This window comes from Fulvimarina thalattae, from assembly GCF_040239565.1.
Taxonomy (GTDB): domain Bacteria; phylum Pseudomonadota; class Alphaproteobacteria; order Rhizobiales; family Rhizobiaceae; genus Fulvimarina.
In genome coordinates, this window is sequence record NZ_JBEHWS010000022.1 from 1 (window position 1) to 20,575 (window position 20,575).

Annotated in this window: 19 protein-coding genes, 3 pseudogenes and 1 other annotated feature; of the genes and pseudogenes, 5 read left to right on the forward strand and 17 right to left on the reverse strand. The window is 60.4% G+C overall.

All coding sequences use genetic code 11. From position 1 onward, the window contains the following. Positions 1 to 200: 200 nt before the first annotated feature. Positions 201 to 497, reverse strand: a complete 297-nt coding sequence (locus tag ABRA89_RS18455) for a PRC-barrel domain containing protein (RefSeq protein ID WP_349942969.1) — start codon at positions 495 to 497, stop codon at positions 201 to 203. Between the two features lie 269 nt (positions 498 to 766). On the opposite strand from ABRA89_RS18455, the gene ABRA89_RS18460 reads away from it, so the two are divergent. Continuing rightward, positions 767 to 1,006: a hypothetical protein gene (locus tag ABRA89_RS18460; RefSeq protein ID WP_349942970.1), complete on the forward strand. Its 240-nt coding sequence runs from the start codon at positions 767 to 769 to the stop codon at positions 1,004 to 1,006. Between the two features lie 139 nt (positions 1,007 to 1,145). Here the strand turns inward: ABRA89_RS18460 and ABRA89_RS18465 are convergent, their stop codons facing one another. From ABRA89_RS18465 to ABRA89_RS18535, 15 genes are all read right to left on the reverse strand, one after another. Continuing rightward, positions 1,146 to 2,057 (reverse strand): formate/nitrite transporter family protein, encoded by a 912-nt coding sequence (locus ABRA89_RS18465; protein ID WP_349942971.1) that lies wholly within the window; start codon positions 2,055 to 2,057, stop codon positions 1,146 to 1,148. Beyond that, positions 2,047 to 3,105: a fatty acid desaturase gene (locus ABRA89_RS18470; RefSeq protein WP_349942972.1), complete on the reverse strand. Its 1,059-nt coding sequence runs from the start codon at positions 3,103 to 3,105 to the stop codon at positions 2,047 to 2,049. The genes ABRA89_RS18465 and ABRA89_RS18470 overlap by 11 nt, the downstream gene beginning before the upstream one ends. Before the next feature lie 515 nt (positions 3,106 to 3,620). Further along, positions 3,621 to 4,619, reverse strand: coding sequence for a DUF3618 domain-containing protein (locus ABRA89_RS18475; protein WP_349942973.1), 999 nt, complete (start codon positions 4,617 to 4,619; stop codon positions 3,621 to 3,623). Continuing rightward, positions 4,616 to 5,011 carry a phage holin family protein gene (locus tag ABRA89_RS18480; RefSeq protein ID WP_349942974.1) on the reverse strand — a complete coding sequence of 132 codons (396 nt, stop codon included), beginning with the start codon at positions 5,009 to 5,011 and terminating at the stop codon, positions 4,616 to 4,618. Before ABRA89_RS18480 ends, ABRA89_RS18475 begins: the two co-directional genes overlap by 4 nt. Beyond that, entirely contained in the window at positions 5,001 to 5,753 is a 753-nt protein-coding gene (locus ABRA89_RS18485; protein ID WP_349942975.1) for a hypothetical protein, read from the reverse strand. Before ABRA89_RS18485 ends, ABRA89_RS18480 begins: the two co-directional genes overlap by 11 nt. A 168-nt stretch (positions 5,754 to 5,921) precedes the next feature. After that, entirely contained in the window at positions 5,922 to 7,343 is a 1,422-nt protein-coding gene (locus ABRA89_RS18490; RefSeq protein WP_349942976.1) for a hypothetical protein, read from the reverse strand. A 725-nt stretch (positions 7,344 to 8,068) separates the two neighbouring features. Next, a complete protein-coding gene (locus ABRA89_RS18495; protein ID WP_349942977.1) occupies positions 8,069 to 8,965 on the reverse strand; it encodes a LysR family transcriptional regulator in 897 nt (298 codons plus the stop codon). Between the two features lie 164 nt (positions 8,966 to 9,129). Further along, complete coding sequence (locus ABRA89_RS18500) at positions 9,130 to 10,341, reverse strand: extracellular catalytic domain type 1 short-chain-length polyhydroxyalkanoate depolymerase (protein WP_349942978.1); 1,212 nt, start codon at positions 10,339 to 10,341, stop codon at positions 9,130 to 9,132. Between the two features lie 493 nt (positions 10,342 to 10,834). Further along, positions 10,835 to 12,259 (reverse strand): DUF2254 domain-containing protein, encoded by a 1,425-nt coding sequence (locus ABRA89_RS18505; RefSeq protein ID WP_349942979.1) that lies wholly within the window; start codon positions 12,257 to 12,259, stop codon positions 10,835 to 10,837. 172 nt (positions 12,260 to 12,431) lie between these two features. Beyond that, positions 12,432 to 12,710 (reverse strand): endonuclease/exonuclease/phosphatase family protein, encoded by a 279-nt coding sequence (locus ABRA89_RS18510; protein WP_349942980.1) that lies wholly within the window; start codon positions 12,708 to 12,710, stop codon positions 12,432 to 12,434. Positions 12,711 to 12,999: 289 nt separating this feature from the next. Further along, positions 13,000 to 13,518, reverse strand: coding sequence for a DUF421 domain-containing protein (locus ABRA89_RS18515; RefSeq protein ID WP_349942981.1), 519 nt, complete (start codon positions 13,516 to 13,518; stop codon positions 13,000 to 13,002). 146 nt (positions 13,519 to 13,664) lie between these two features. Further along, a complete protein-coding gene (locus tag ABRA89_RS18520; RefSeq protein WP_349942982.1) occupies positions 13,665 to 14,045 on the reverse strand; it encodes a response regulator in 381 nt (126 codons plus the stop codon). Further along, positions 14,042 to 15,169, reverse strand: coding sequence for a sensor histidine kinase (locus ABRA89_RS18525; RefSeq protein WP_349942983.1), 1,128 nt, complete (start codon positions 15,167 to 15,169; stop codon positions 14,042 to 14,044). Before ABRA89_RS18525 ends, ABRA89_RS18520 begins: the two co-directional genes overlap by 4 nt. A 510-nt stretch (positions 15,170 to 15,679) precedes the next feature. Further along, a complete protein-coding gene (locus ABRA89_RS18530) occupies positions 15,680 to 16,087 on the reverse strand; it encodes a TIGR02300 family protein (RefSeq protein ID WP_349942984.1) in 408 nt (135 codons plus the stop codon). A gap of 296 nt (positions 16,088 to 16,383) precedes the next feature. Then, on the reverse strand, positions 16,384 to 16,596 hold the full coding sequence (locus ABRA89_RS18535) for a cold-shock protein (RefSeq protein ID WP_349942985.1): 213 nt from the start codon (positions 16,594 to 16,596) through the stop codon (positions 16,384 to 16,386). 264 nt (positions 16,597 to 16,860) lie between these two features. On the opposite strand from ABRA89_RS18535, the pseudogene ABRA89_RS18540 reads away from it, so the two are divergent. The 4 genes and pseudogenes from ABRA89_RS18540 to ABRA89_RS18550 all read left to right on the forward strand — a co-directional run bounded on the left by ABRA89_RS18540 (position 16,861) and on the right by ABRA89_RS18550 (position 20,413). Then, positions 16,861 to 18,093, forward strand: a pseudogene (locus ABRA89_RS18540) (IS3 family transposase). Next, positions 17,145 to 17,261, forward strand: a sequence feature (AL1L pseudoknot). It overlaps the preceding pseudogene by 117 nt. A gap of 88 nt (positions 18,094 to 18,181) precedes the next feature. Then, on the forward strand, positions 18,182 to 18,517 hold the full coding sequence (locus ABRA89_RS18545; RefSeq protein ID WP_349942986.1) for a hypothetical protein: 336 nt from the start codon (positions 18,182 to 18,184) through the stop codon (positions 18,515 to 18,517). Continuing rightward, positions 18,514 to 18,867: pseudogene (locus tag ABRA89_RS20470) on the forward strand (hypothetical protein); the annotation flags it as partial. The gene ABRA89_RS18545 and the pseudogene ABRA89_RS20470, both read left to right, overlap by 4 nt. A 94-nt stretch (positions 18,868 to 18,961) precedes the next feature. After that, positions 18,962 to 20,413, forward strand: a complete 1,452-nt coding sequence (locus tag ABRA89_RS18550) for an outer membrane protein assembly factor BamB family protein (RefSeq protein ID WP_349942987.1) — start codon at positions 18,962 to 18,964, stop codon at positions 20,411 to 20,413. Positions 20,414 to 20,436: 23 nt separating this feature from the next. On the opposite strand, the pseudogene ABRA89_RS18555 reads toward ABRA89_RS18550, so the two are convergent. After that, positions 20,437 to 20,549: pseudogene (locus ABRA89_RS18555) on the reverse strand (IS481 family transposase); the annotation flags it as partial. Positions 20,550 to 20,575 lie beyond the last annotated feature (26 nt).

Below are 20,575 nucleotides of genomic sequence, written 5' to 3' on the forward strand. Positions count from 1 at the left end.
CACAGGGTAAAGGGAGCCAGGATCGTCTGCCCGCACCGGGCGACGCTCAATCAGAACGTGATCTTCCTTATGAAATCCGTGAACGAAGAGACAGGCGCCCTCCCGCGGAAGCGGGTTCGTTCTTCGAAACAAATGAGACGTTCGTGTGTTGCTGAGCGGGGCGCAGAAGGGCCCGGCGCCGGGCCGGGCCCTATGAAAGCCTAGTCCTTGTGTTCGGGCATTTCTTTCATCTGTTCTTTGCTCCATCGCGTAACAGCGTGAACATTGCCGCTCTCATCGCGCATAAAGTTCAATTCCTTCGCAGAAACCGCGACGGGCTTGGACCCGATACCGAGAAACCCGCCGACGTCGATCGTGACTTTTGCGCCTTCCCCCATGCCATGAACATGATCGACAGAACCGATCTTCTCATCGCCAGGCCCATAGATCGTTGCGCCCTTCAAGACGTCTTCGTTGAGTTCGCCCGTTTGTAACGGCATGTGCTTGCTGTGGTCCATTTTGTGTCTCCTTGGTGAACTGTGAGAGGGAAACCTCACGGAGATCGCGCATGTTCCGGATTCAACTAAAAAAGGTCTTTATTTTCAGCCCCCTACCGCGCACAAAGCGATTTCGACCATTATGCTCCTCGGCCCGAACCCTGTTGGCAGAGTGAATTGGAATCGCGCGACTTTTGAGGAGATCCTGCGCAACCTTGCTAATCTGCACACTGGGAGACGCGTCGCACTATTTCGGGCGACCACATGTGGTCTTGTCCCGAGCAACTCCCATGTGTTGCCATTTCCTCGGCCTGCCAAGAGCCGGGATAGCGTATGCAAGAGCCGTCATCTCTCCGGAGGCGGCGGGCTTTTGGTTCAAGGGCAAGTACGTTCTGAGTGGCTACAGTCGAGCGTTAATTCCCGATCGCCTGAACTTGCAGGTTCGTCTGATCCGCGCGGGCTTTGCCGAAAAAGCGGGCTTTGCCGAAAAAGCGGGCTTATTTTTTCGTCCGGCGCTATCGACGGCCTGACCTGTTTTGACGATGAGACCATCGAACGGCAGCAGACGGCATCGACCAGGTCGGATTTGCCACGAATTGCATACCCGCAATCTCTACAAGTGCGCCCACGGCGTCGGTCGGGTTCGATATCAGAACCGGCAGGGCGTGCTCATCCTCTCCTGGCCATTTGCTCGAACACCTGCCCGTAACTGATCAGCGCGAAGAGGGCGGCGCCTCCGATGATGTTGCCCATAATTGCCGGGAGGTAGAAACCGGCGACGACCTCATAGAGGCCTTTCTCGCCTATGCCGATCAGGATCATGGCCTCGACCGAGCCGACCACTACGTGAGCCAGCTGAAAGAGCGAAATGAGGTAGGTGATTACGGTGATGACCATGAATGCCGATTTCTTCGCAGATGGTAGCACCCACACGATCGTCGCCATCAGCCACCCCGCAAGAATGGCGCGCAGGAAGATCGCCATCGGATCGTGGTCCAGCATCGGTGCCGAGACCGCGATGGCGGCCTGTGTGATCTTCGGAGCGCCAAGTACATCGTAGGCGATGCCGAGAGCGAAGATGGCCGTGCCAACGACATTCGCTGCGAGGACGATCGTCCAGAGGCGCAGGAGCGCGACAAGGCTGCGCCATCGCGTTTGAGCTAGGACCGGGAGCGTTGCCGTGAGTGTGATTTCGGTGAAAAGCTGGAGACGCCCCAGGATCACGATCAGGAAACCGACGGGATAGCCCCAGCTTTCGACGAGGTGGCTCCAGCTGGCGTCAGGCAGATAGGCGTGGAGCGCCGCCTTCGCATAGACGGAAAACCCGATCGCCAGGCCAGCCGCGAGGCCCGACCACCAGAGGCTTGCCAGCGGCCGGTTCAGCTCCTCCTCTCCCTCCTGACGGACGAGCTCGTAGACCGCAAGCGGCCGCAGTTTTGCTTCATGGGAGATCCGATCAAGCTCGGTATCGGTGAGGGTCGAGCCCTCGTCGTTCAGACGGTGTTCCGTGACCCCGTTCGAGTATTGCCTCTCATTGCGGACCGGATTTGCCTGAGCTACCGACTGTGAACTATCGAACACGAGACTGTTCCCGCTGTTCGCGGGGTAGGCCATCGATCGCTTCCTTGAAGGACACCAGCTTGCGACGATCCGCGCTCCACAAGGCCAGCCGGACGGTCCTGAAGCTTTCGGGGATCGTAATGCGGCCGATCTCGGCGAGATCGGGATGATCCTTCAAGACCTCTGGCAGGCGATAATAGGGCACCTTGCTCGAGAGATGGTGGACATGGTGGACGCCGATGTTTCCGCTGAACCAGCGCAGGATTTTCGGCAGGACGTAGTGTGACGACCCGTGCAGGGCGGCCTCCTGAAACTCCCAGTCCGCACCATCCATCCAGCAGGTCTCTTCGAACTGATGCTGGACGTAGAACAGCCAGACCCCGAGGGTGGCGGCGATCATGACGATCGGCAGGTGAATCAGAAGGAACGGGACGAGCCCGACGACCCAGATCAGCAGGAGCGACAGAACAACGATGCCGAGATTTGTCAGCACTGCCGAAAGCCATGGGCCGGGCCCCGCGCGCATCAGGCCGACCGGCAGCCGCTGCTCGAAGAGGAACAGCCAGGTCGGGCCGAAGCCGAACAGGACGATCGGGTTGCGGTAGATTCGATATTGGAGTCGCCCCCAGCGATTGCGTTCGAGATATTCGTCCACGGTCAGGGTGAGGATGTCGCCGATTCCGCGCTGGGCCAGATTTCCGGTCGTCGCATGGTGATAGGCGTGGCAGCGCCGCCAGTAATCATATGGGGTCAATGTCAGAACGCCGATGACACGCCCGGTCCAGTCGTCGGCTTGGCGATGGCCAAAAAACGCGCCATGACCGCAATCGTGCTGGATGATGAAGAGGCGTAACAGAAGCCCCGCCGCAGGCACGATCAACACAAGCCCCCACCAAAGACCGAAATGGATAGCAACGCTGCAAAGCGCCCAGAGGAGTGCAAAAGGCAGGAGTGTGATCAAGAGCTCGGTGATGCTTCGAGCCCGGTCCGGCGTCCGGTATTTAGAGAGGATCTTGATCCAATGGTTCTTGGCGGTGGGAATGCCACGTGCGGCGGTCGATGACGTCATTGGAAGAATCAAACTCTCATGCCGCGGGCCCTCAGCACGCAGCCGATCGCGGTCTTTCGTTGTGATCTTGAAGCTGGCAGGTCCAGTAATCAGCGCGGATGACGTTTCAGGTCTCGCGTCTGAACTATAAGGACGAAACGCTCCGGGGCGCATTACAGGCGTCGATCGCGTCGACTCTTCCGCATTAGACGGGAAGTGGGCTGAAGTCGATCCTCGACGGATCGCCGCGGTCGATCGCCATAGCTGCGGGTGGCGGCGAAGGGGCGTTCGCCACTTGCCGCCACCCGCTATAGAGGAAGGTTGTCGACGAACCGATCCTAATCCACCGCTTGGCCCGGAACCACACCGCCCGATGAAGTCAAGTTCTCAACGCCATCCGACGGGCCACCAGGCGTCGCCCTGTTCGAGGCGGCACAGCCGGCCCCGACCAGAAGAACCGCGATGACGGAGCTGATCATAAGTCTTTTCATTCAGTGTCTTTCTCGGCTGATATGTCTTTGTGTTGAAAGCGTGCTTTACGAGCGTTCTTTCCGGGTTTCGGCCTCGGCAGTTTCGGCGGCGGTCCGCGCGACGCTTCCGACCTTCTCGGCAATGGTCTCGTCGCTGTCATTGTCCGGCTTGAGACCCTTCTCGTCGGCCTTTTCGCTGGCCGCCTCGTAAGTCTTCGCGGTAACGTCTTGGGCCTTGTTGAGCGTGTCGCGGCCATATGCGAAGGCGTCGTCCCGCAGGTCGTCTCGAACCTCGCCCATCCATTCGTCTTCGCGACGGGTCGCGGGAAGCGATGCGCCGACCGCAGCTCCGAGGGCGAGCGCGACTCCGCCCATGATCAGAGGCTCATCACGGAAAGCGCTGAGAACCGAACGGCCTGCGCGTCGGGCCTGCCGCATGGTGGCCTGTTCGCCGCGCCATGCAGCATCCGATGCCTCGTGGCCATAACGTGAGGCAGTGTCCCGCGCCGAGCCAGCTGCATTCGAGATGCCTTCGCCCGTTCGAGCGGCTGCGTCTGAAACCCCGCGCCCGGCATTGGCGGTCGCCGACTTCGCACGCTCGGCCATGCCCGGACCGGACGATGGGGAAAAGCTTGAGCGTTCCATAGACTCTTGGGAAACAGGACGGGCCTGCGGCACGAAGGCCGATTTTGCGCCGGCATGGCCGGCGCCCCGAGGTTCGGCTGCTCCGCTTCCGGGAAACCGGTCGTCGAAGCGATCGTCTTCCGCATCGTTCCGCCACCCGTCATAGCGATCCTTCAGATGCCGGCCTTCGGCGCGGGCGCCGCTGCCGGCGAACAACCAGGCCATACCTGCACCCACGAGGCCGAGCGCCAACGGATTATCGCGAACCTGACGACCAAAATTCTTGGCCATGTCCGAGCCTTGACCCTCCTTCAGATAGCTCGCGACTTCGTCGACGATCTGCCCGGCCGAGAATCGGCCACGCAATTCATCCAGCGTGGAATCCAGCTTCGAGCGATGGCCTTCGGCCTCTTTTTCGAGCCTGTCAGTGTCGTTGGTCATCGTGTCTGTTCCTTGAGGAGTTGGCCATCCTTCGATAGCTGCCGCGCAGTACGGTCGGGGCTGAGGCGTTCGGGGCTAAGGTCTTTCTTTCCTTTTGCCAGAAGAAGCGCGCCGATAACCGCGAGGACGACGCCGACGAGCAGCGCTGCCCAAGCGGCACCGAAGAGCGTTCCGAGCGCCACGATCAGCGCCTGCGAGAGAACGAACAGCGCCACGAGCAAGCAGATTGCGCCGGCGGCGAGCGACCCCCCACCGGTTTCGAGGCGCGTGATCTTGTCGGAAATCTCCGAGCGGATCAGGCTCGTCTCGGTCTTCAGGAGATCGGTCGTCTCCTGCATCAGGTCGGACAGGAGATCGGGGACCGAACGCCGATCCTGGGGATTAGCGCTCATAGGTCGCTCCACTCGGTTTTTCGGAATGCGGGATCGGTGCCGATGCTGGGCGTGGCGCCGCAGGCGTCGCTGTCCCCGCGTTCGGTGCAGATGTGTGTTCAACGCCCTCACGACGGCGCGGGAAGGCGCCGGCTTCCGTCGTTTCCTGAGTGCCTCGAGGAATGAGATCGCTCTCTGCGGTCGGCGTGCGATGCGCCGGGGCCGCTGTCGCCCTGCCGGCTGACGATCTCATCGATCGATCTCTGTCGGAACTATAGCGGTGATCGTGATCGTGTTCGCTGGAAGACCGTGCGAAGCGGCCAAGCGCAACACCGGCAAGGGCTGCGCCGACGAGAAAGGCTGTCGGTTGACGTCTCGCAAAATCGGCGACGGAGCGCGTCAGATCCTGAACGCTATTGCCTTTGAGGGATCTGGAGGCGTCTTCGAGGCCGCTCGCGACCTCGCGCATGACGTTCGCTCCCATCGACTGGTCGCGCTCGCCGAGTTCGTCTGCGGCCTTCTTCACCGCCGCAGCGAAATCGTTCATGCCGCCGGCGACGCTCTCCTTGCCGCGTTCGGCTTCCTTGTTCGCGCGGTCCTTGGCCTGGCCGGAAAATTCAGCGGCGCGATCGCGTATCGCATCGCTGGACTTTTTGGCTTCGGCCTTGGCGGCGTCCGTCTCGCGGCGGATCGCTTCGTCCGCCTGATGGTGGTCGCTTTCAGACCGGCCGGACGTAAAATTCTTGTCTGTGTCAGATGTCATGGGGGCTCCTTAGGCAAGACCGAGGAATGACAGCACGACGATGACGACGACGATCAAACCGATGATGTAGATGATGTTGTGCATGGGGGCTGCTCCGTTGCCGAACTCTCCCCCCGGGTCGACAGACCCGGGGGGAGCGATGGACAGGTCATGATGGATGGCTTTCGGTCAGATGCTGCCGACCGTGATGGAATAGTCCCCTGCCAGCCCCTCATAGGAGTCGGTGTCGAAATCGTTGAGCGACTCGAGCTTCGTTTCCGAAACGTCCGGAGCGATGAGGTTGCCGTCGGAGATGACGAGCGATGACAGCGGAATGGCCGTCTCTGTCTCACCGAGGCCGATGAACCCGCCCGATGTCACGACCGCATAGAGACGCTTGTCGATGGTAATCACCTTCTCGATGTCGCCCAGCTGGTTGTCGTTCGCGCCGACCACATTGTAGTCTTCGAGGTCGCCGACGGTGATATCCGTGTCTTCCTTGGACGCCGAGTTGACCGCCTCTTTCTCACTGTCGCGATTTTGGGCGGGACTTTCGGACGAAGTGGCAGCGGCAGCCGCGGCCTGCCCCTCTGGCTTTGATTCGGCCGCGTTATTCGACTGCTGATCCGGCTGGGACTGCGATTGCCCATCGGAATTCTGCTGCGACTCGCTGCCGTTCGACTGGCGAATCTCGACCCTCGGCTCACCGGTCTGGTTGAACTGGACCTCCGGCTCGCCTGCGCTTTCGACCTGGACATTCGGCTCGGCGGCGTTGTAGCTCACCTGCGGTTCGTTCTGCCGCACATCGACCTGGGCTTGCGCAGAATCGACAGAGACCTGTGCCTCACCCTCCTCGACGGAGACATTGGGCTCAGAGGAGGTCTCGGAGCCGGTCTGGACACCGCCGACCTGAATCTCGGCCTCGCCCTGCTCGACATTGACGTCGGGCTGAGCCTGTTTCACCGATACCTGCGGCTGTGCCATATCGACCGAGACGTCCGGATCGGGCATTGTGACGACGATCTCGGGGCGCGGCATGTCGATCGTGATTTTCGGCTGCTGGACCTGCACCCGCACCTCAGGGGCTGCCTGATTGACGCTCACCTGGGGGCGGCCCGGATCGACGCTGACCTGCGGCTGTGCCTGCTGAACGTTCACTGTCGGATCGGCCTGATTGACGGAAACATCCGGCTCCGGCACGTCGACCTCAATCTGGGCGCTCGCATCGGCCTGGAACGTATCGTCTTCGAGAACGACCACGAGGATCTGGCGAGCGTCTTCGAAATTATCGTCGTCCAGAGCCTGCGTGGCATCGATTACCGTCTGATCAAGCTTTTCATAAGCCTGTTGAGCTTCACCCGAAGCGTCTTCCATGCCCGACTGGATCTGCTGGCCGGCATCGTCCAGAGCCGTCTGGGCACCCTCCTTGTCTTCCTGCTCGAGGGCCTGATCGGCATCCTGGATGAGCTGACGGATCTCAGCCATCGCCTGCTGTCCGACGCGGTCCTGCTTGCCCTGCTCTGTCTGTGTGTTGGTCTCGCTTCCCTGCGAATAAGCGGCCGGGACGAACGCTGTGCTTGCGAGAAGCGCGGCTATGAGGAATCGTGTCATTCTTGTTTCCTTGTCTTGGCAAAATCGCCAGTAGGTCTGGAGGATGAAGAGGAGCAGCGCCAACGACGGGCGCAGCGATTGCGGTCGAATTTCGGATGCTTTTTCGCCGGCGTTCCGGACTCGATTCCGAACCAAATATAGGCTATTTTTCCTATATTTGATTCGGAAATTGCATGCTTTCGGCGCTTCGAAACACCCAGGACGAGCGTGCTGCGGGAATGCTCGGGTTATGGCCGTCGGTATGAATTTCCACTCGACGCGTGGCTGGTTTGGCCCTGCCATTTGCGCCATGTTGACGTCGGGAGACGCGCCGCGTCCTGATTATGATTTTCCCGCCGTCAGTCGATTTCCTGTCTGCGCGACGTCATTGTGGCCGCAGAGACAATCTAGGCTCTTTTTGGGAGCCATCGCGGACCGCTCGAAAAGACGAGCGATAAAGAGTGATTCTTCCTGCCAATTATTCGGCACCGCAGTGGTTGTTTTCGATGTCTAAAAGAGAAGTATTTCACGCATTAAAAGATGCAGTCCAAGAATGCTGATCGACTATGCAAAGATGCACGAGGCCTCGGCGACCGCTGGAACCCCTACACGACGGGAGTTAAGCTTTAACCAAGTGCGGCCCCAACGTGGTTGGTTCGCTAACGAACGCGGCGCATCGCGCTCAGCAAGGTCGCGCATTTCATCGATGCCTTACCTCGATGAGACGCGCGTGGAGAGCGCTTTATCTATGGATTCGAAACACAGTCGAGTTCGTCGTCGATCGCCTTCATCGCCTCGGAAATGGCGGACAGCACGGCCCTGACGCGGGGAATGCGGCGATTGTCCTTGTGAACTACGAGGAAAATCTCCGTCGCTGGGGCTTCGGTTGGGGTTTCGATCCGTTTGAGCGAGGGTTCGGGGTCAGCTCGAAAGCATGCCAGACAGGCGAGCCCGGCACCGGCCACGGCGGCAGCATGAACCGCATCGTGACTGTTGCTGCGAAATCCAAGGCTGGATCGGGCGGCCAATCCTTCGAGCCATAGCGTCTGGCGCGGGTCCTCGTCATCGACCATCATCATCCGATGATCGAAACATTCGTCCCTGAAGTCCGGGTCGCCGTGTTTTTGAAGGTAATCGACACTGGCATAGAGCGCATATCCCATCTTTCCGACGCGCCGAACCACCAGATCATGCTGGACGGGGCGCGTTAGCCTCACGGAAATATCCGCTTCGCGCATGGCAAGGCTCAACTCCCGAGAGGCGGGCACAAGTTCGATCAGAATGTCGGGATGCCGAGCCTGGAGGTCGGCGAAGCAGCTTGCGAGAATATGAACGGCGACTGTCTCGGAAGACGTGACCCTGACCACGCCTTCGAGACGCTCGTCGAGGCCGCCCACCTCGCGCGCCATGCATTGGACCTCGCTTTCGACGCGCTCGGCCTGCGCGCGCACGCTGTCGCCAGCGAGGGTCGGCAAGTAACCTTCCGGTGTCCGGTGCAACAGTCTCACGCCCAGGCTGGACTCGAGCGAGGCAAGCCGCCGCCCGACGGTGGACTGCGCAACACGCAACTCCTGCGAGGCGGCGGTCAGGCTCCCATGACGGGCAATGGCCAGGAAAAAACGGAGATCGTCCCAATCGAGCATGGCCTCTCCGTCACGCGACACTGCGAGTCGCCCCAAAAGGCGCGCAATAATCGTCTCGGGTCGATTCGACCGAAAGTGTCCCTTTCAATCTTAGCGAAGGCTCTCTGCCCTGCTACCGACAGAACCAGGCCGGAGCTTTCAAGGTTCCGCACGGTCCCATCTCGTCAGCTCGAAACTGACAGAAAGAAGCGGACCATCTCGCGGCTGGCGTCCGGTCCCGTCGGAAGCGTATAGCTGCCCGACGCGCTGCCGCCGAACCATGCATGGCCTGCACCGTGGACCCGCCAGCTTTCGAGCCGTTCGCGCCCGTCCGCTTCGCGCTCGACGGTCCGCGTGTAGCGCATGTTTCCTTCCGATACGCCGCTGGTCGCGAAGGACGTCGACGCCGTATCGGCTTTCGCCTGCGTCAGCACGTGATCGCCGTTCACTGGTGAGACGGTCGTGTCGCGATCGCCGTGAAAGACGATAGTTGGAACGACCCTCTCGCCCGCTTGAACCGGCGCACCGCCCCGCATAGCGGACATCGCCGAGCCCATGTCGCGGGCCGCCCCGCAGGCAAGGCCGGAATGAACCCCGACAGCCGCATAAAGTTCGGGATAGCGCTGTCCCATGATCGCTGCCGCTGCCCCTCCCGCCGAGAGACCTGCGACGAACACTTTGGATGGATCGACCGGATAGGCGCTCATGACTTCGCGGGTTATCCCTGCGATCAGCGATGGTTCGCCGGCGTCGCGCTTCTGGTCGCGCACCTCGAACCAGTTCCAGCATTTCTGCATGTTCGCGGACTTTGATTGACCTGGATACACGACGAGAAAGCCCATCTGCTCCGCGATCTCGTTCATTCGCGTTCCACGCGCGAAATCATCCGGCGATTGCGTACAGCCGTGCAGCATCACGATGAGCGCCGTTGGCGGCCCGGCGAGGTCGACTGTGCTCGGCACATAGAGCTTGTATTCGCGCGTGCCTGCCGCCGCGCTGTAGGAATGGGTCTCGAAGCGGGCACCTGGAACAATCTCCGGACCTGCCGGAGAGCTACGCAGACCCTGAGGAAGATGATCCGCCTTGAACCGCTCTCCAAAGCCACGGAACACGGACGATAAATCGCCGGCACTGCGCATTCCGGAAGCTTTGGTCCTGTTTTGCGAGGCGCCGGAGCGATTAGGCGAGATCGACCATCCACCTTTGTCTTCGCGTGGACCGGTGAAATCCAGATTGACTTTGGTTGAACCAGCCGGTGCTTCAGCCGTGCCGCTGCTCGTCGATGGCGCTGTGGTCGCGGGTGTCTCGTTGCGGAGCATCGCCATGGCCTCGTCGAGCCGTCCCTGCCGCGTCAGACGTGTCACTTCCTGCATGTCGATCTTGGGTAAAGAAGTCATGGGTCGAACTCCTGGTTCGTGGTTGGCGCTGCGGAGATCCGCGGGGCGCTTGGAGGCGGTTTCAACATCCCGCCTAACGATGCGGAAGCGATGGGTGCTAAGCCCGATCGCGCGCATCTCCAGCAATTGAAGGGTTCGAGACCGGCAGACTGGGCTGTTACGGATCGGATGGCTTGAATGGAACAAGAGCGAGACGGACGGCGGAGCGACGTCTGCCGAGCGAAGGGCACCGTTCTTACTGAGCCCCAATCCGCATAGCCTTTTGCGGACTGTATCCAGGGCAAGGACGAAAGGCCCGCGATCTTCTGTTGAGCCACTCTCTCCGTTTCTTGTCAGCAGTATATGGAAGGCTTTGCTGCACTGCACAAGGCGCTGAATTTGCGGGCAGATTCGCGGAGGACCTTTTCTAACAAACTCAGCCCCATGCGGGCGCATCTCAGACGGTGCGTGTCGAGCGACGGCGCTTTTCATATTTGAGCCGGAAGACAGACCTTCAGGACGCTTCGGGAGCGGGAAGCGGTTTCTGCACGTCGATGCGAGAGCGCAAACGCGGATGGTTCAGTCGATCGTCGAAGCGAGCGGCCGCAGCTTCGATGGTTGCCAGCGATTGTCCCGCCAGATTCTTCCGAGCGAGTTCCAAAAGCGCGCTTCGCTGGTGGCGCAGCGCTTCGAATTCCGAGCTTCGCCGGCAAGACGGTGCGATCTGGCCCAGCACCTCGATAAAGTGTTCGCCAGCGATCATGTCGTCCGCAGCGTATTGGCGAAGATGGCCGAAGGCGTGCTCCAGAAATTCTGCGAAGCTCAAGGGTTCGCCGATGACGCGTAGTGTGCCGTCTTCGTCGACCCGAAGCGGATCGGTCAGTTTGTCTCCTGCCATCTGGGAAAACGCGGCCGCCAGCCAGTCCATGCAGGTCACCGCCGTGAAGGGATCGTTGGTGCCAGGCGATAACGCCCGCGCCGCGATCTCGACGAGCTCGTCGAACAGGAAGAGGAGATCCTGCGTCACGTTGCGCGTATTGCCCAGCGCGATCGAGGATATCAGGCCCTCCCGCGCTTCATCGGACAGGCTGTCCGTCGGCCAGACATCGAACATGACCTGACCGGGATGGGCGAAGGTGCCCGGTCGGCAGTTCATTCTCACGATGAGATCGTGCTTACGTGCCGTCGTCACCAAGGTGGCGTAGTCGAGCACCTGGATGTAACCGCTCTTGCGCGTTTCAACCTCGCCATAAGCAGGCTCCACCGCATTGTTCGATGCGTCCGCTCGAAAACAAGGGGGAATCTGTTCGCACAGGCTTCCGCGTCCATCGTCGTCAGGTGCCGCGCCGAGCTTCTTGGGAAAGCGACGATGGACGTCGTCGACCAGCTTCTGTCCGATGTCGGCGATAACGTTGGAGATATGGATGTTCGACGGAACGTGATGGATGAAAAAGATCAGAATTCCGATCGAGCAGATAGCAAGGCCAATCGCACCGTAGACCGCAAGGTTGGGCACGAACATCGAGGCAAATGTATCTCCCGTGGCTCCATCGCGTACGCTCCTCAGAACGATCATCGTATAGACGAACGTTGCGACGAAGGTGCCGAGGGTTATCTGGTTTCCCCGGTTGTTCATGAAATTCGTCAGCAGACGCGGCCCGAACGTTCCCGAGGCGAAGACAACGGTCGCCATCGTGATCGAGAACACCGTGCCCGCGACTCCGATCATGGAGCCGCCAATCGACGACAGGATCGCCCGCGCGCCGTCCGGCTGGGCCGCGAACAGAAAGGGACTGCTGCCGAACGCAGTCGGCGGAATATAGAGGTCAGCCTGAACGAGGCCGAGAGCCAAAATCGCGGCGAGAAGCGCCATAACCGTCGGGACGAACCAATAGCTTGCGCTGATGCGTTGATAGGACTGCTGAACGAATGCGCGCATTGGCGGCCGGCTCCGGATGAAAAGGCTTAGGGATTACGACCCGCTCACGAGCGAGGCCGGATCGATGTCACTACGGGTCATCTTCCGCTTCGCGCATCGGTGCGATCAATTCGGCGTGGTCACCGTCACGAAGAGGCGGCGCACTCTGGCGTCTGGTCATCGATGGGTAGGGTCAAACCAATGCCATCGCAGGGTAATGGTCCGAGCCTATGGAGGGCAGCTTGCGGAAGCCGACCACTCCGATCCCGCTCTGGATGAGGATGTGATCGAGCGGCCAGGCGATTATCGGTTTTTCGGCATCGTAGGTCGAGAAGAACCCACGACCGATTCGTGGATCGATCAGTTTCCCGACGCGCATCATGCGCCGAAAGGTGGTTTCCCAGGAGACTGCGTTGAAATCCTCGACAATCGCGGTCCGATCCATCGAGTCCGACACTCGGAGCGCAGCCATGACCATGGCTGCATTACGTTGGGTCGCCGGCATCTATCACGACTGGGACGGGCGAGGATGAAGCCCGTCGAAAAGCACCCTCACGATGGGGCGCTTGGCAGAGCGACATGGCCAGAATACCGCCGCGCCGACGAGCGCGATCTGAAGAACCATCCCGACTTCTATGCGAACGAACTCCGGATATCGCACCTATCAGGCTTTCGTCACAAACGTCGGCAGAAGCGGCCCGGCTCATAGAAATACGATCAGAACGACGTATAGCGCGTGCACGAACCTCTTCATCGTCCTTTCACGGCTTCAATCTGACACCGCGGATCAGATCGTCGTCGAGATGGTCGCCGTGCATGACGCTGATGTCGCCGGTCGTCTCCAGAACCACCGCACGGACTTCGGAAAGGCTGAGAACATTAGCGGCGCGAAGCTTGGCGAGCACATCGTCGCGGGAAACGCGGCCTGAACGCAGAGAATCTTCCAGAAACAGCCCGTCGCGCATCAATGTGAGCGGTTCGTTCTCGATCGCACTCTTCGTGCCACCATTCGCTCGCCGGTAGATCGCCGATACGACCTGCAGCCCCATCAGCGTAGCGATCGCGACCAAAGCCTGAAGGAAATTCGGCCATTCGCTGACCGTGCCTGCGCTCGCAAGCAGTGAGCCGGTCGCAAGCGTGATGACGAAGTCGAAGGCGGTCATTTTGGAGAACGATCGCAGGCCGATGAGGCGAACGATGCAAATGATGAAAGCAAGGCCGATTGTGCCTAGCAGCAGACCGCGCAGAATTGCGTCGGGATAGTCCGAAAGTCCGAACATGAAAACTCCGTCGTCAAAAGGGCAAACCGAAGGCGCAACGGTGCCACTCTCTCTTCAATGGGAAGAAGCAGGCGATATCGTCGCCGTCGATCACGACACTCTACGGGTCGCTTTGCACCACTCGTCGGGCGATCGCGGTGAGTAGGCTAGCCGTCGAGCTTTGCCACGATCTCTTTGACGGCTTTCATCACCTCGCCGGGCGGGTATGGTTTGGCGAAAAACCGACCTTCGCCTGGCAGGTCGGCGGCCTTCACGTCTCTAAGTCCGGACGTCACCATGATGCAGACCGGAGGCCAGCCGTCCCGAACAGCTCGGGCGAGTTTCAAACCGTCCATCGAGCCGGGCATGTCGACATCGGTGAAAAGAATGCGAATTTCATCGTGTTGTTCGAGATGGCGGATCGCCTGATCGGCATCGCGTGCCGAATAAACGACGAAACCTTCATCCATAAACATATCGACAGCATCTATAAGTAGCAGTGGTTCGTCTTCCACGACCAGGATGGCGAACTCTCGTGCCGTGGTCATGGAGCGGGTCCGATCGATGTCTGAGCAAGTTTTCCGGAAAGACGAAAGGCGACTCCGGTCGGATCAAAAGAAAGAACCGCTGTTCCGTCAAAGTATGAAGCGACGATTCGTTCCACGAGCTGGCTGCCGAAACCCGATCGAGACGGAGGTGAGACAGGCGGGCCACCGATTTCTCTCCAGCCAAAGGCAAAAGGCTCGTTCGACCAGCTGATTTCAATATGCCCCTCCCCGGTCGACAGGGCACCATATTTGGCCGCATTCGTCGCCAGCTCATGAAGGCCGAGCGACAGACCGAGCGCGTGCTGCGCACCGAGCATAACGGCGGGGCCGGTCAGCTGAAATCGGCCTTCCGCCGTTTCGTGCGGTCCGAGGGCGCTCTCGATCACCTCTCGGATATCGACCTCGTCTGCATCGGGCCGAACGAGAACGTCCTGGGCCCTTGCAAGAGCTGTAAGGCGCGCGGAGATCGCTGCACGCGCGTCTTCGGTGCTGCCCGACTGCCGCAGCGTCTGGGTCACGATCGCCTGCACCATTGCGAGCGTGTTCTTCATTCGATGAGACATCTCGGTGACGATGTCTCTCTGCCGCGACTGCAGCTGAGCGGCCGCTTCGAGCGCGTGATCCTTCTCGGCGAGGGTTCGCCGCAGCTCGATCTGCGTCATGGCCTGCCGGGCGAGGAGGCTGAGCGTCTTCGTCTGAAATTCGTTGAGCGTCCTCGGTTGATAGTCGAGGACGCACATCGTCCCGATCGGCAGGCCCGCTGCTGTCTTCAGAAGTGCGCCGGCGTAAAAGCGCAGGCCCGGCGCTCCCGAGACAAGAGGATTGCCGGCAAAGCGAGGGTCGAGCGCCGCATCGGGAACGATCATCATATCCTCGGCGAGGATGGCATGCCCACAGAATGAGGTTTCCAGCGGCGTCTCGCGCACACCAAGCCCGACTTCGGCCTTGAAGAACTGTCGCCCCGTGTCGACGAGGTTGACCACGGCGATCGGTGTCTGGCAGATCTCCGAGGCGAGCTCAGCCAGATCGTCGAAATCCTTCTCGCGAGGTGTGTCGAGTATCTCGTAGCGCGCGAGCTCGCGGGAGCGATCGGCTTCGGACCAGCTTGCGTTGACGTCTGACAAACTCGGCTCCGGTCCGAAATACGATCAATTTCCGATCCTTAGGAGGTTTGCGATCGAACGTCGAACAAACTTCATACTGGCAACGGCATTTCTCCCGAAAATTTTGATGTCATGCGCGCAAACGCGGACCAATTGCTTCTGCGGCAAAGTGAGATTGCGGCCAGTTCTTTAGGCGTCTTGGATCTTGCAGACTGTTCCGCACCGGCTTTGTCGCTCTGCATGTCCAGAATCGCGCGCGCACTGTTCGCTTGAATTCCAAGCCCGAATGAAACGAAGCGAATCGATGAAAGCGGCGTGAGAGAGTGATCTCAGGTCAAAATTGTCGAGCTGAGAAAGGCGCTTGGCTCACTGCCGCGGATCAAGCTTCGCGATCTGCCTTTCACTAGCAAAGCAGACAGCGGCGGAAAAACATCCTGTCGAACGTTGGGCCGCGATCGTCGGACCGCAACGGTACGAGTCAATCTACAAAGATCGTGGGCGAATGCTGAAGGCGATTTGGCCTGATCAACCTCAATCGTCTTTGTGACGTCTACCGACGATATCGCTCATATCCTCGTCGTCATCGTCATCGCGGGCCAGGACCTTGTCATTGTCGAACTCGCGATCCTCGTCCTGGTCGTCCTTGTCCGTGCCGGATTTCCTCTTGGGAGTGCCGCTCTCCGAGCCGTCTTCCAGCGAGGCCATGTCGTCCTCGTCATCCCGGGTCTCATCGTCGTCGGTATCAGGCTGCTTCTCTCGATGGACAAGCCGAGTTGAAGCCGGAGCCCGTCTGGTAGTTTCACTTGCCGGCGGATCGAAAAACGATTTTGGATAGCTCTTACCCGTATACGGCGAGACGATCGGGTCCTTGCCGAGATCGTAGAATTTGCGTCCATCTTCCGGATCGGCGCGTTTCGTCCCAAGTTCTGGTTTCGCCATCGGTGGCCTCCGAATGTATACGATAGAATTGAAATCCTGAAGCAGCGATCGGCGCGGTGCGGATGCGCCGATCGACGGACCTCGCGGGATCGAGAGGAAAGCGCGACACGCCCGCATTCAGGTTGCCACCGCGCCCGAGGGTGGAGGGCAAGCTTCGCCAATAACAGGGAAGCTCACAACGCGCGCTCTTTATGTAAAAGAGCGCGTATCGAGCGTCGGGGGCATCCAGTCCATCCATGATTAGGAGGATCCCCCGACAAAATATCGCTCCACCCTGGGAGACGACAAAAGAAGTATCAGGCAGCTTCGGACAAATTTTCGGCCGACATCTTGCCGCTCTTGCGGTCGGCGACCAGCTCGTAGGAGACCTTCTGCCCGTCCGTGAGGCCCGACAGACCGGAGCGCTCGACTGCGCTGATGTGAACGAAAGCATCCTGGCCACCGCCGTCAGGCGTGATAAAGCCGAAGCCTTTTTGCATGTTGAAGAATTTTACAGTTCCCGTTGTCATGGGAGCGCCTTTCAAAGACAAATATTCGGATCGGCTCGTGAAGGCCACGAGCCGTTGTAGATCGATGCGTCTGGAAAGATTTTTAACAAGGCGCTGGTGATTCAACGCAAAGCCAATTGATCTGGCCGTCTGTCGACGCCATTGATATGCTCTAAATCAAAACATCTTGCAAGGTGACGCTCGGGCTTTATTTGGCTGTTTGCCAAACATCCTTTGAACCGCGCCGGGTTTGCCGGAGGCTCCAACTCTTGAGAGACTGGAGCCATGACAAGCAAAAAGACGAACAGATTTTCCCCGGAAGTCCGCGAGCGCGCCGTGCGAATGGTCCTCGACCATCAGAGCGAGCACGCCTCGCAATGGGCGGCTATGGGTTCGATCGCGGCGAAGATCGGCTGCACCCCCGAGACGCTCCGCGGCTGGGTGCGACCGGCAGAGCGTGATCAAGGCCTTCGTCCCGGACCGAGTAGTGAAGAGCGCGACCGGATCAAGGCGCTGGAGCGGGAGAACCGCGAACTGCGTCAGGCCAACGAGATCCTTCGCAAAGCGTCAGCGTATTTTGCCCAGGCGGAGCTCGACCGCCCGTTCAGACGATGAAGGCCTTCATCGACGATCATCGCAGCGTCTACGGGGTCGAGCCGATCTGCAAAGTGCTGCCGATCGCCCCATCGACCTATCGCATGCATGCCGCCCGGCAAGCTGATCCCGCCCGGGCGCCAGCCCGCGAACGCCGTGACGCCGGCATTTGCGAAGACATCCACCGGATCTTCAAGGCGAATTTCGAAGTCTACGGCGTGCGCAAGGTATGGCGGCAGATGCGGCGCGAAGGGATCGACGTCGCCCGTTGCACGGTGGCCCGCTTGATGCGGAAGATGGGCCTCAAGGGCGCCGTGCGCGGCAAGACCGTGCGGACTACGATCAGCAATCCTGCCGCCCAGTGCCCGCTCGATCGGGTCAACCGCCAGTTCAAAGCGCCATGTCCAAACGCCCTCTGGGTTTCGGATTTCACGTATGTCGCCACCTGGGGCGGCTTCGTCTACGTCGCTTTCGTGATCGACGTCTTCGCCCGCCGTATCGTCGGCTGGCGGGTATCGCGCTCGGCCCGGACAGACTTCGTCCTCGATGCTCTGGAACAGTCGCTTCACGATCGAAAGCCTGGCCGAAAGGGAGGCCTCGTCCATCACAGCGATCGCGGCGTGCGGTACGTCTCCATTAGATACACCGAGCGATTGGCTGCCGCCGGCATCGAGCCGTCGGTGGGAAGCGTCGGAGATTCCTACGATAACGCCCTCGCCGAGACGATCAACGGCCTCTACAAGACCGAGGTGATCCACCGCCGTGGACCATGGCGAAGCTGCGAGGCCGTCGAATTCGCCACCCTCGAATGGGTCGACTGGTTCAACAACCGCCGCCTCCTCGAGCCCATCGGAAACATTCCCCCCCGCAGAAGCGGAGGAACGCTATTACGCTCAGCTTGAGGTGACCTCAATCGCCGCGTAGGACCCAAACCAATCAGCCTCCGGCAAACCCGGCGCGGTTCAATAGTGAGCGATTCGCATTATTTGGCATTGCATCTGGAAGGCATCGAATGAACAAAAGCGATCGCATTCTGGGGGTGGCGATCCTGGTCGCAGCCTTTGGCTTCATCTGGTCGATCTACACGTTCTTTGCGCCCTCGACTGGTGTGAACGGAACGCTCGGTCCGTGGCTCGCCGCCTTGGGCCACGTTGCGATCGGTGTCGGCACTCTTGCGGTCGCGGCGGCGCGTGGCTGGATAGCGATTGGACTCCTCATTCTCTTCGTCCTTGTCGCACTTCTCACGGCGCTTGCCGGGCTCATGCTGCTTCAACCGGCGATCTGGCTTGCCGCGCTTCTCGCAGGCGCCCTCGTCATCATCGGCCAATCGCTGGAAGGCACGTCATGATCCGCGCGCTCACCCTTACGGCTTGCCTGACCGGCCTTGCCGCGACGCCGCTCGCCGCCCAAGACCGATGGGACACGTTCCACGGCCAGCTGTCGGCTCAGAAATACGCGCCCGCCGACGAGATCACGACCGAAAATGTCGGCGATCTCGAACGCCAATGGGAGTTTCACACCGGCGACATGTCGGACGGCTCTGGCGACCTGCCGCCCACCGTCTGGTCGGCGACCCCAATCTACGCCAATGAGACGCTCTATTTCGGGACGCCTTTCTACCGCATCCTCGCGCTAGACCCCGAAACGGGTAAAGAGAAGTGGAGCTATGACAGCCAGTCGCAGCTTGAGGCCCTCACCCAGCCGGCACTGAAAAACCGCGGCGTAGCCTACTGGGAAGCTGCCGAGCCGACGGACGGCGAGTCCTGCCAGAAGCGGGTATATTCTCGGGACGATGACGGCGACGCTGCATGCCGTCGATGCCGAAACGGGAAAGCCTTGTGCGGATTTCGCGACGGACGGCATTCTCGACGTCAACCAGTGGAACACCACCAACGACCGCTGGCCGCTTTCGCTGCTCCAGCCACCGACGGTAGTGGGCGATACGCTGGTCCTCGGTTGGGCAGGCAAGGACTGGGCGTTCTCCGAAGCGCCTCCCGGTACCCTCTTCGGCGTCGATGCGCGAACCGGCGAGCGGAAATGGACGGTGGAGTTCATTCCCGAAGACATTCGCCAGAGCACAGGAACCGCCAATGTCTGGACCGCCATGAGCGCGGATTCGGAGCGTGGCCTCGTCTACGTGCCCGTTTCCTCGCCGAGCCCCAATTATTGGGGCGGCAACCGCACCGAACCCATCGAGATGGCGACCTCGGTCACCGCCATCGATGTCGAGAACGGCAAGGTCGCCTGGACGCGCCAGCTCGTGCATCACGATATCTGGGACTACGACACGGTGTCCGCGCCCACGTTGATGGATATCGAAAGGGACGGTGAGACGATACCGGCGCTCGCCCAGCCGACGAAGCAGGGCTTTCTCTATGTGATGAACCGGGAGACCGGAGAACCGCTCTTCGATTGGCCGGAGCGCGAGGTTCCGGCATCGGGCGCTAAAGACGAACAGGCCGCACCGACGCAGCCTTTCCCCGTCGCGCCGCCTCCCTCGCTCGATCACGAGAACTGGCCGGGCGTATGGTGGCTCGCGGACCTCGTCTCCTTCGGCGCATGTTCGCGCCAGGCCGAGGAATTGCGCTATGAGGGCATCTTCACGCCGCCTTCGGAAGAGGGAACGCTCGCATTTCCCGGCACAGCCGGCGGCATGCAGTGGGGTGGCGGCAGCTACGATCCGAAGACCGGCCTCTTCTACGTGAACGCCAGCCGCATCGCGCAGATCTTCCGGCTCGTGCCGCGCGAAGAATACGACGAGATCGCTGGCGGTTCGGGCAACGAGGCCGGCTACTATCCGCAGGAGGGCGCACCATACGGCTTCTATCTCTCGGTCTTCGAGAACTGGGCCGGCATGCCTTGCTGGAAGCCGCCCTTCGGCACGATGATCGCTTATGACATCGCAAAGGGCGAGAAGGCGTGGGAAGTGCCGTTCGGCCGCATCCAGCGCTTCGGCTTCTACATGCCGGAAAGCTGGGGCACGCCCACGATCGGCGGTCCGGTCTCCACCGGCGGTGGGCTGATCTTCATCGGCGCCTCGATCGATGCCCGCGTCCGCGCCTTGGATGCCTCCAATGGCGAGGAGTTGTGGAACGACCCGGTGATGGCGCCCTCAGTGTCCAACCCGGCCGTGTTCGAGCACAAGGGAAGACAGTGGGTGGTTTTCGTCGCCGGCGGCAATTCGATCCTGAAGCCGGAAGTGGGCGATCAGATCGTGGCCTATGCACTGCCGAACACGAAGTAGGGCGAGCGGTGTTCGACTGACGTTTAGATGTTCGGTCCCGGAGTTTGGTGGTTCGGATTATGAGAGAAACTGGACGGCTCTTTTGTCCATGCTTGGAGATGACCTTGTAGGGCGTCAGACCGCGTAGCGTCTTCAAAAAATCTCGACTGAGAACTGAATGTA

Coding starts and splice junctions, on each gene's coding strand:
- ABRA89_RS18455 (WP_349942969.1), bottom strand. CDS start 497: ATGGACCACAGCAAGCACATGCCGTTACAAACGGGCGAACTCAACGAA.
- ABRA89_RS18460 (WP_349942970.1), top strand. CDS start 767: ATGTGTTGCCATTTCCTCGGCCTGCCAAGAGCCGGGATAGCGTATGCA.
- ABRA89_RS18470 (WP_349942972.1), bottom strand. CDS start 3,105: ATGACGTCATCGACCGCCGCACGTGGCATTCCCACCGCCAAGAACCAT.
- ABRA89_RS18475 (WP_349942973.1), bottom strand. CDS start 4,619: ATGACCAACGACACTGACAGGCTCGAAAAAGAGGCCGAAGGCCATCGC.
- ABRA89_RS18480 (WP_349942974.1), bottom strand. CDS start 5,011: ATGAGCGCTAATCCCCAGGATCGGCGTTCGGTCCCCGATCTCCTGTCC.
- ABRA89_RS18485 (WP_349942975.1), bottom strand. CDS start 5,753: ATGACATCTGACACAGACAAGAATTTTACGTCCGGCCGGTCTGAAAGC.
- ABRA89_RS18490 (WP_349942976.1), bottom strand. CDS start 7,343: ATGACACGATTCCTCATAGCCGCGCTTCTCGCAAGCACAGCGTTCGTC.
- ABRA89_RS18495 (WP_349942977.1), bottom strand. CDS start 8,965: ATGCTCGATTGGGACGATCTCCGTTTTTTCCTGGCCATTGCCCGTCAT.
- ABRA89_RS18500 (WP_349942978.1), bottom strand. CDS start 10,341: ATGACTTCTTTACCCAAGATCGACATGCAGGAAGTGACACGTCTGACG.
- ABRA89_RS18505 (WP_349942979.1), bottom strand. CDS start 12,259: ATGCGCGCATTCGTTCAGCAGTCCTATCAACGCATCAGCGCAAGCTAT.
- ABRA89_RS18510 (WP_349942980.1), bottom strand. CDS start 12,710: ATGGCTGCGCTCCGAGTGTCGGACTCGATGGATCGGACCGCGATTGTC.
- ABRA89_RS18515 (WP_349942981.1), bottom strand. CDS start 13,518: ATGTTCGGACTTTCGGACTATCCCGACGCAATTCTGCGCGGTCTGCTG.
- ABRA89_RS18520 (WP_349942982.1), bottom strand. CDS start 14,045: ATGACCACGGCACGAGAGTTCGCCATCCTGGTCGTGGAAGACGAACCA.
- ABRA89_RS18530 (WP_349942984.1), bottom strand. CDS start 16,087: ATGGCGAAACCAGAACTTGGGACGAAACGCGCCGATCCGGAAGATGGA.
- ABRA89_RS18535 (WP_349942985.1), bottom strand. CDS start 16,596: ATGACAACGGGAACTGTAAAATTCTTCAACATGCAAAAAGGCTTCGGC.
- ABRA89_RS18545 (WP_349942986.1), top strand. CDS start 18,182: ATGAACAAAAGCGATCGCATTCTGGGGGTGGCGATCCTGGTCGCAGCC.
- ABRA89_RS18550 (WP_349942987.1), top strand. CDS start 18,962: ATGACGGCGACGCTGCATGCCGTCGATGCCGAAACGGGAAAGCCTTGT.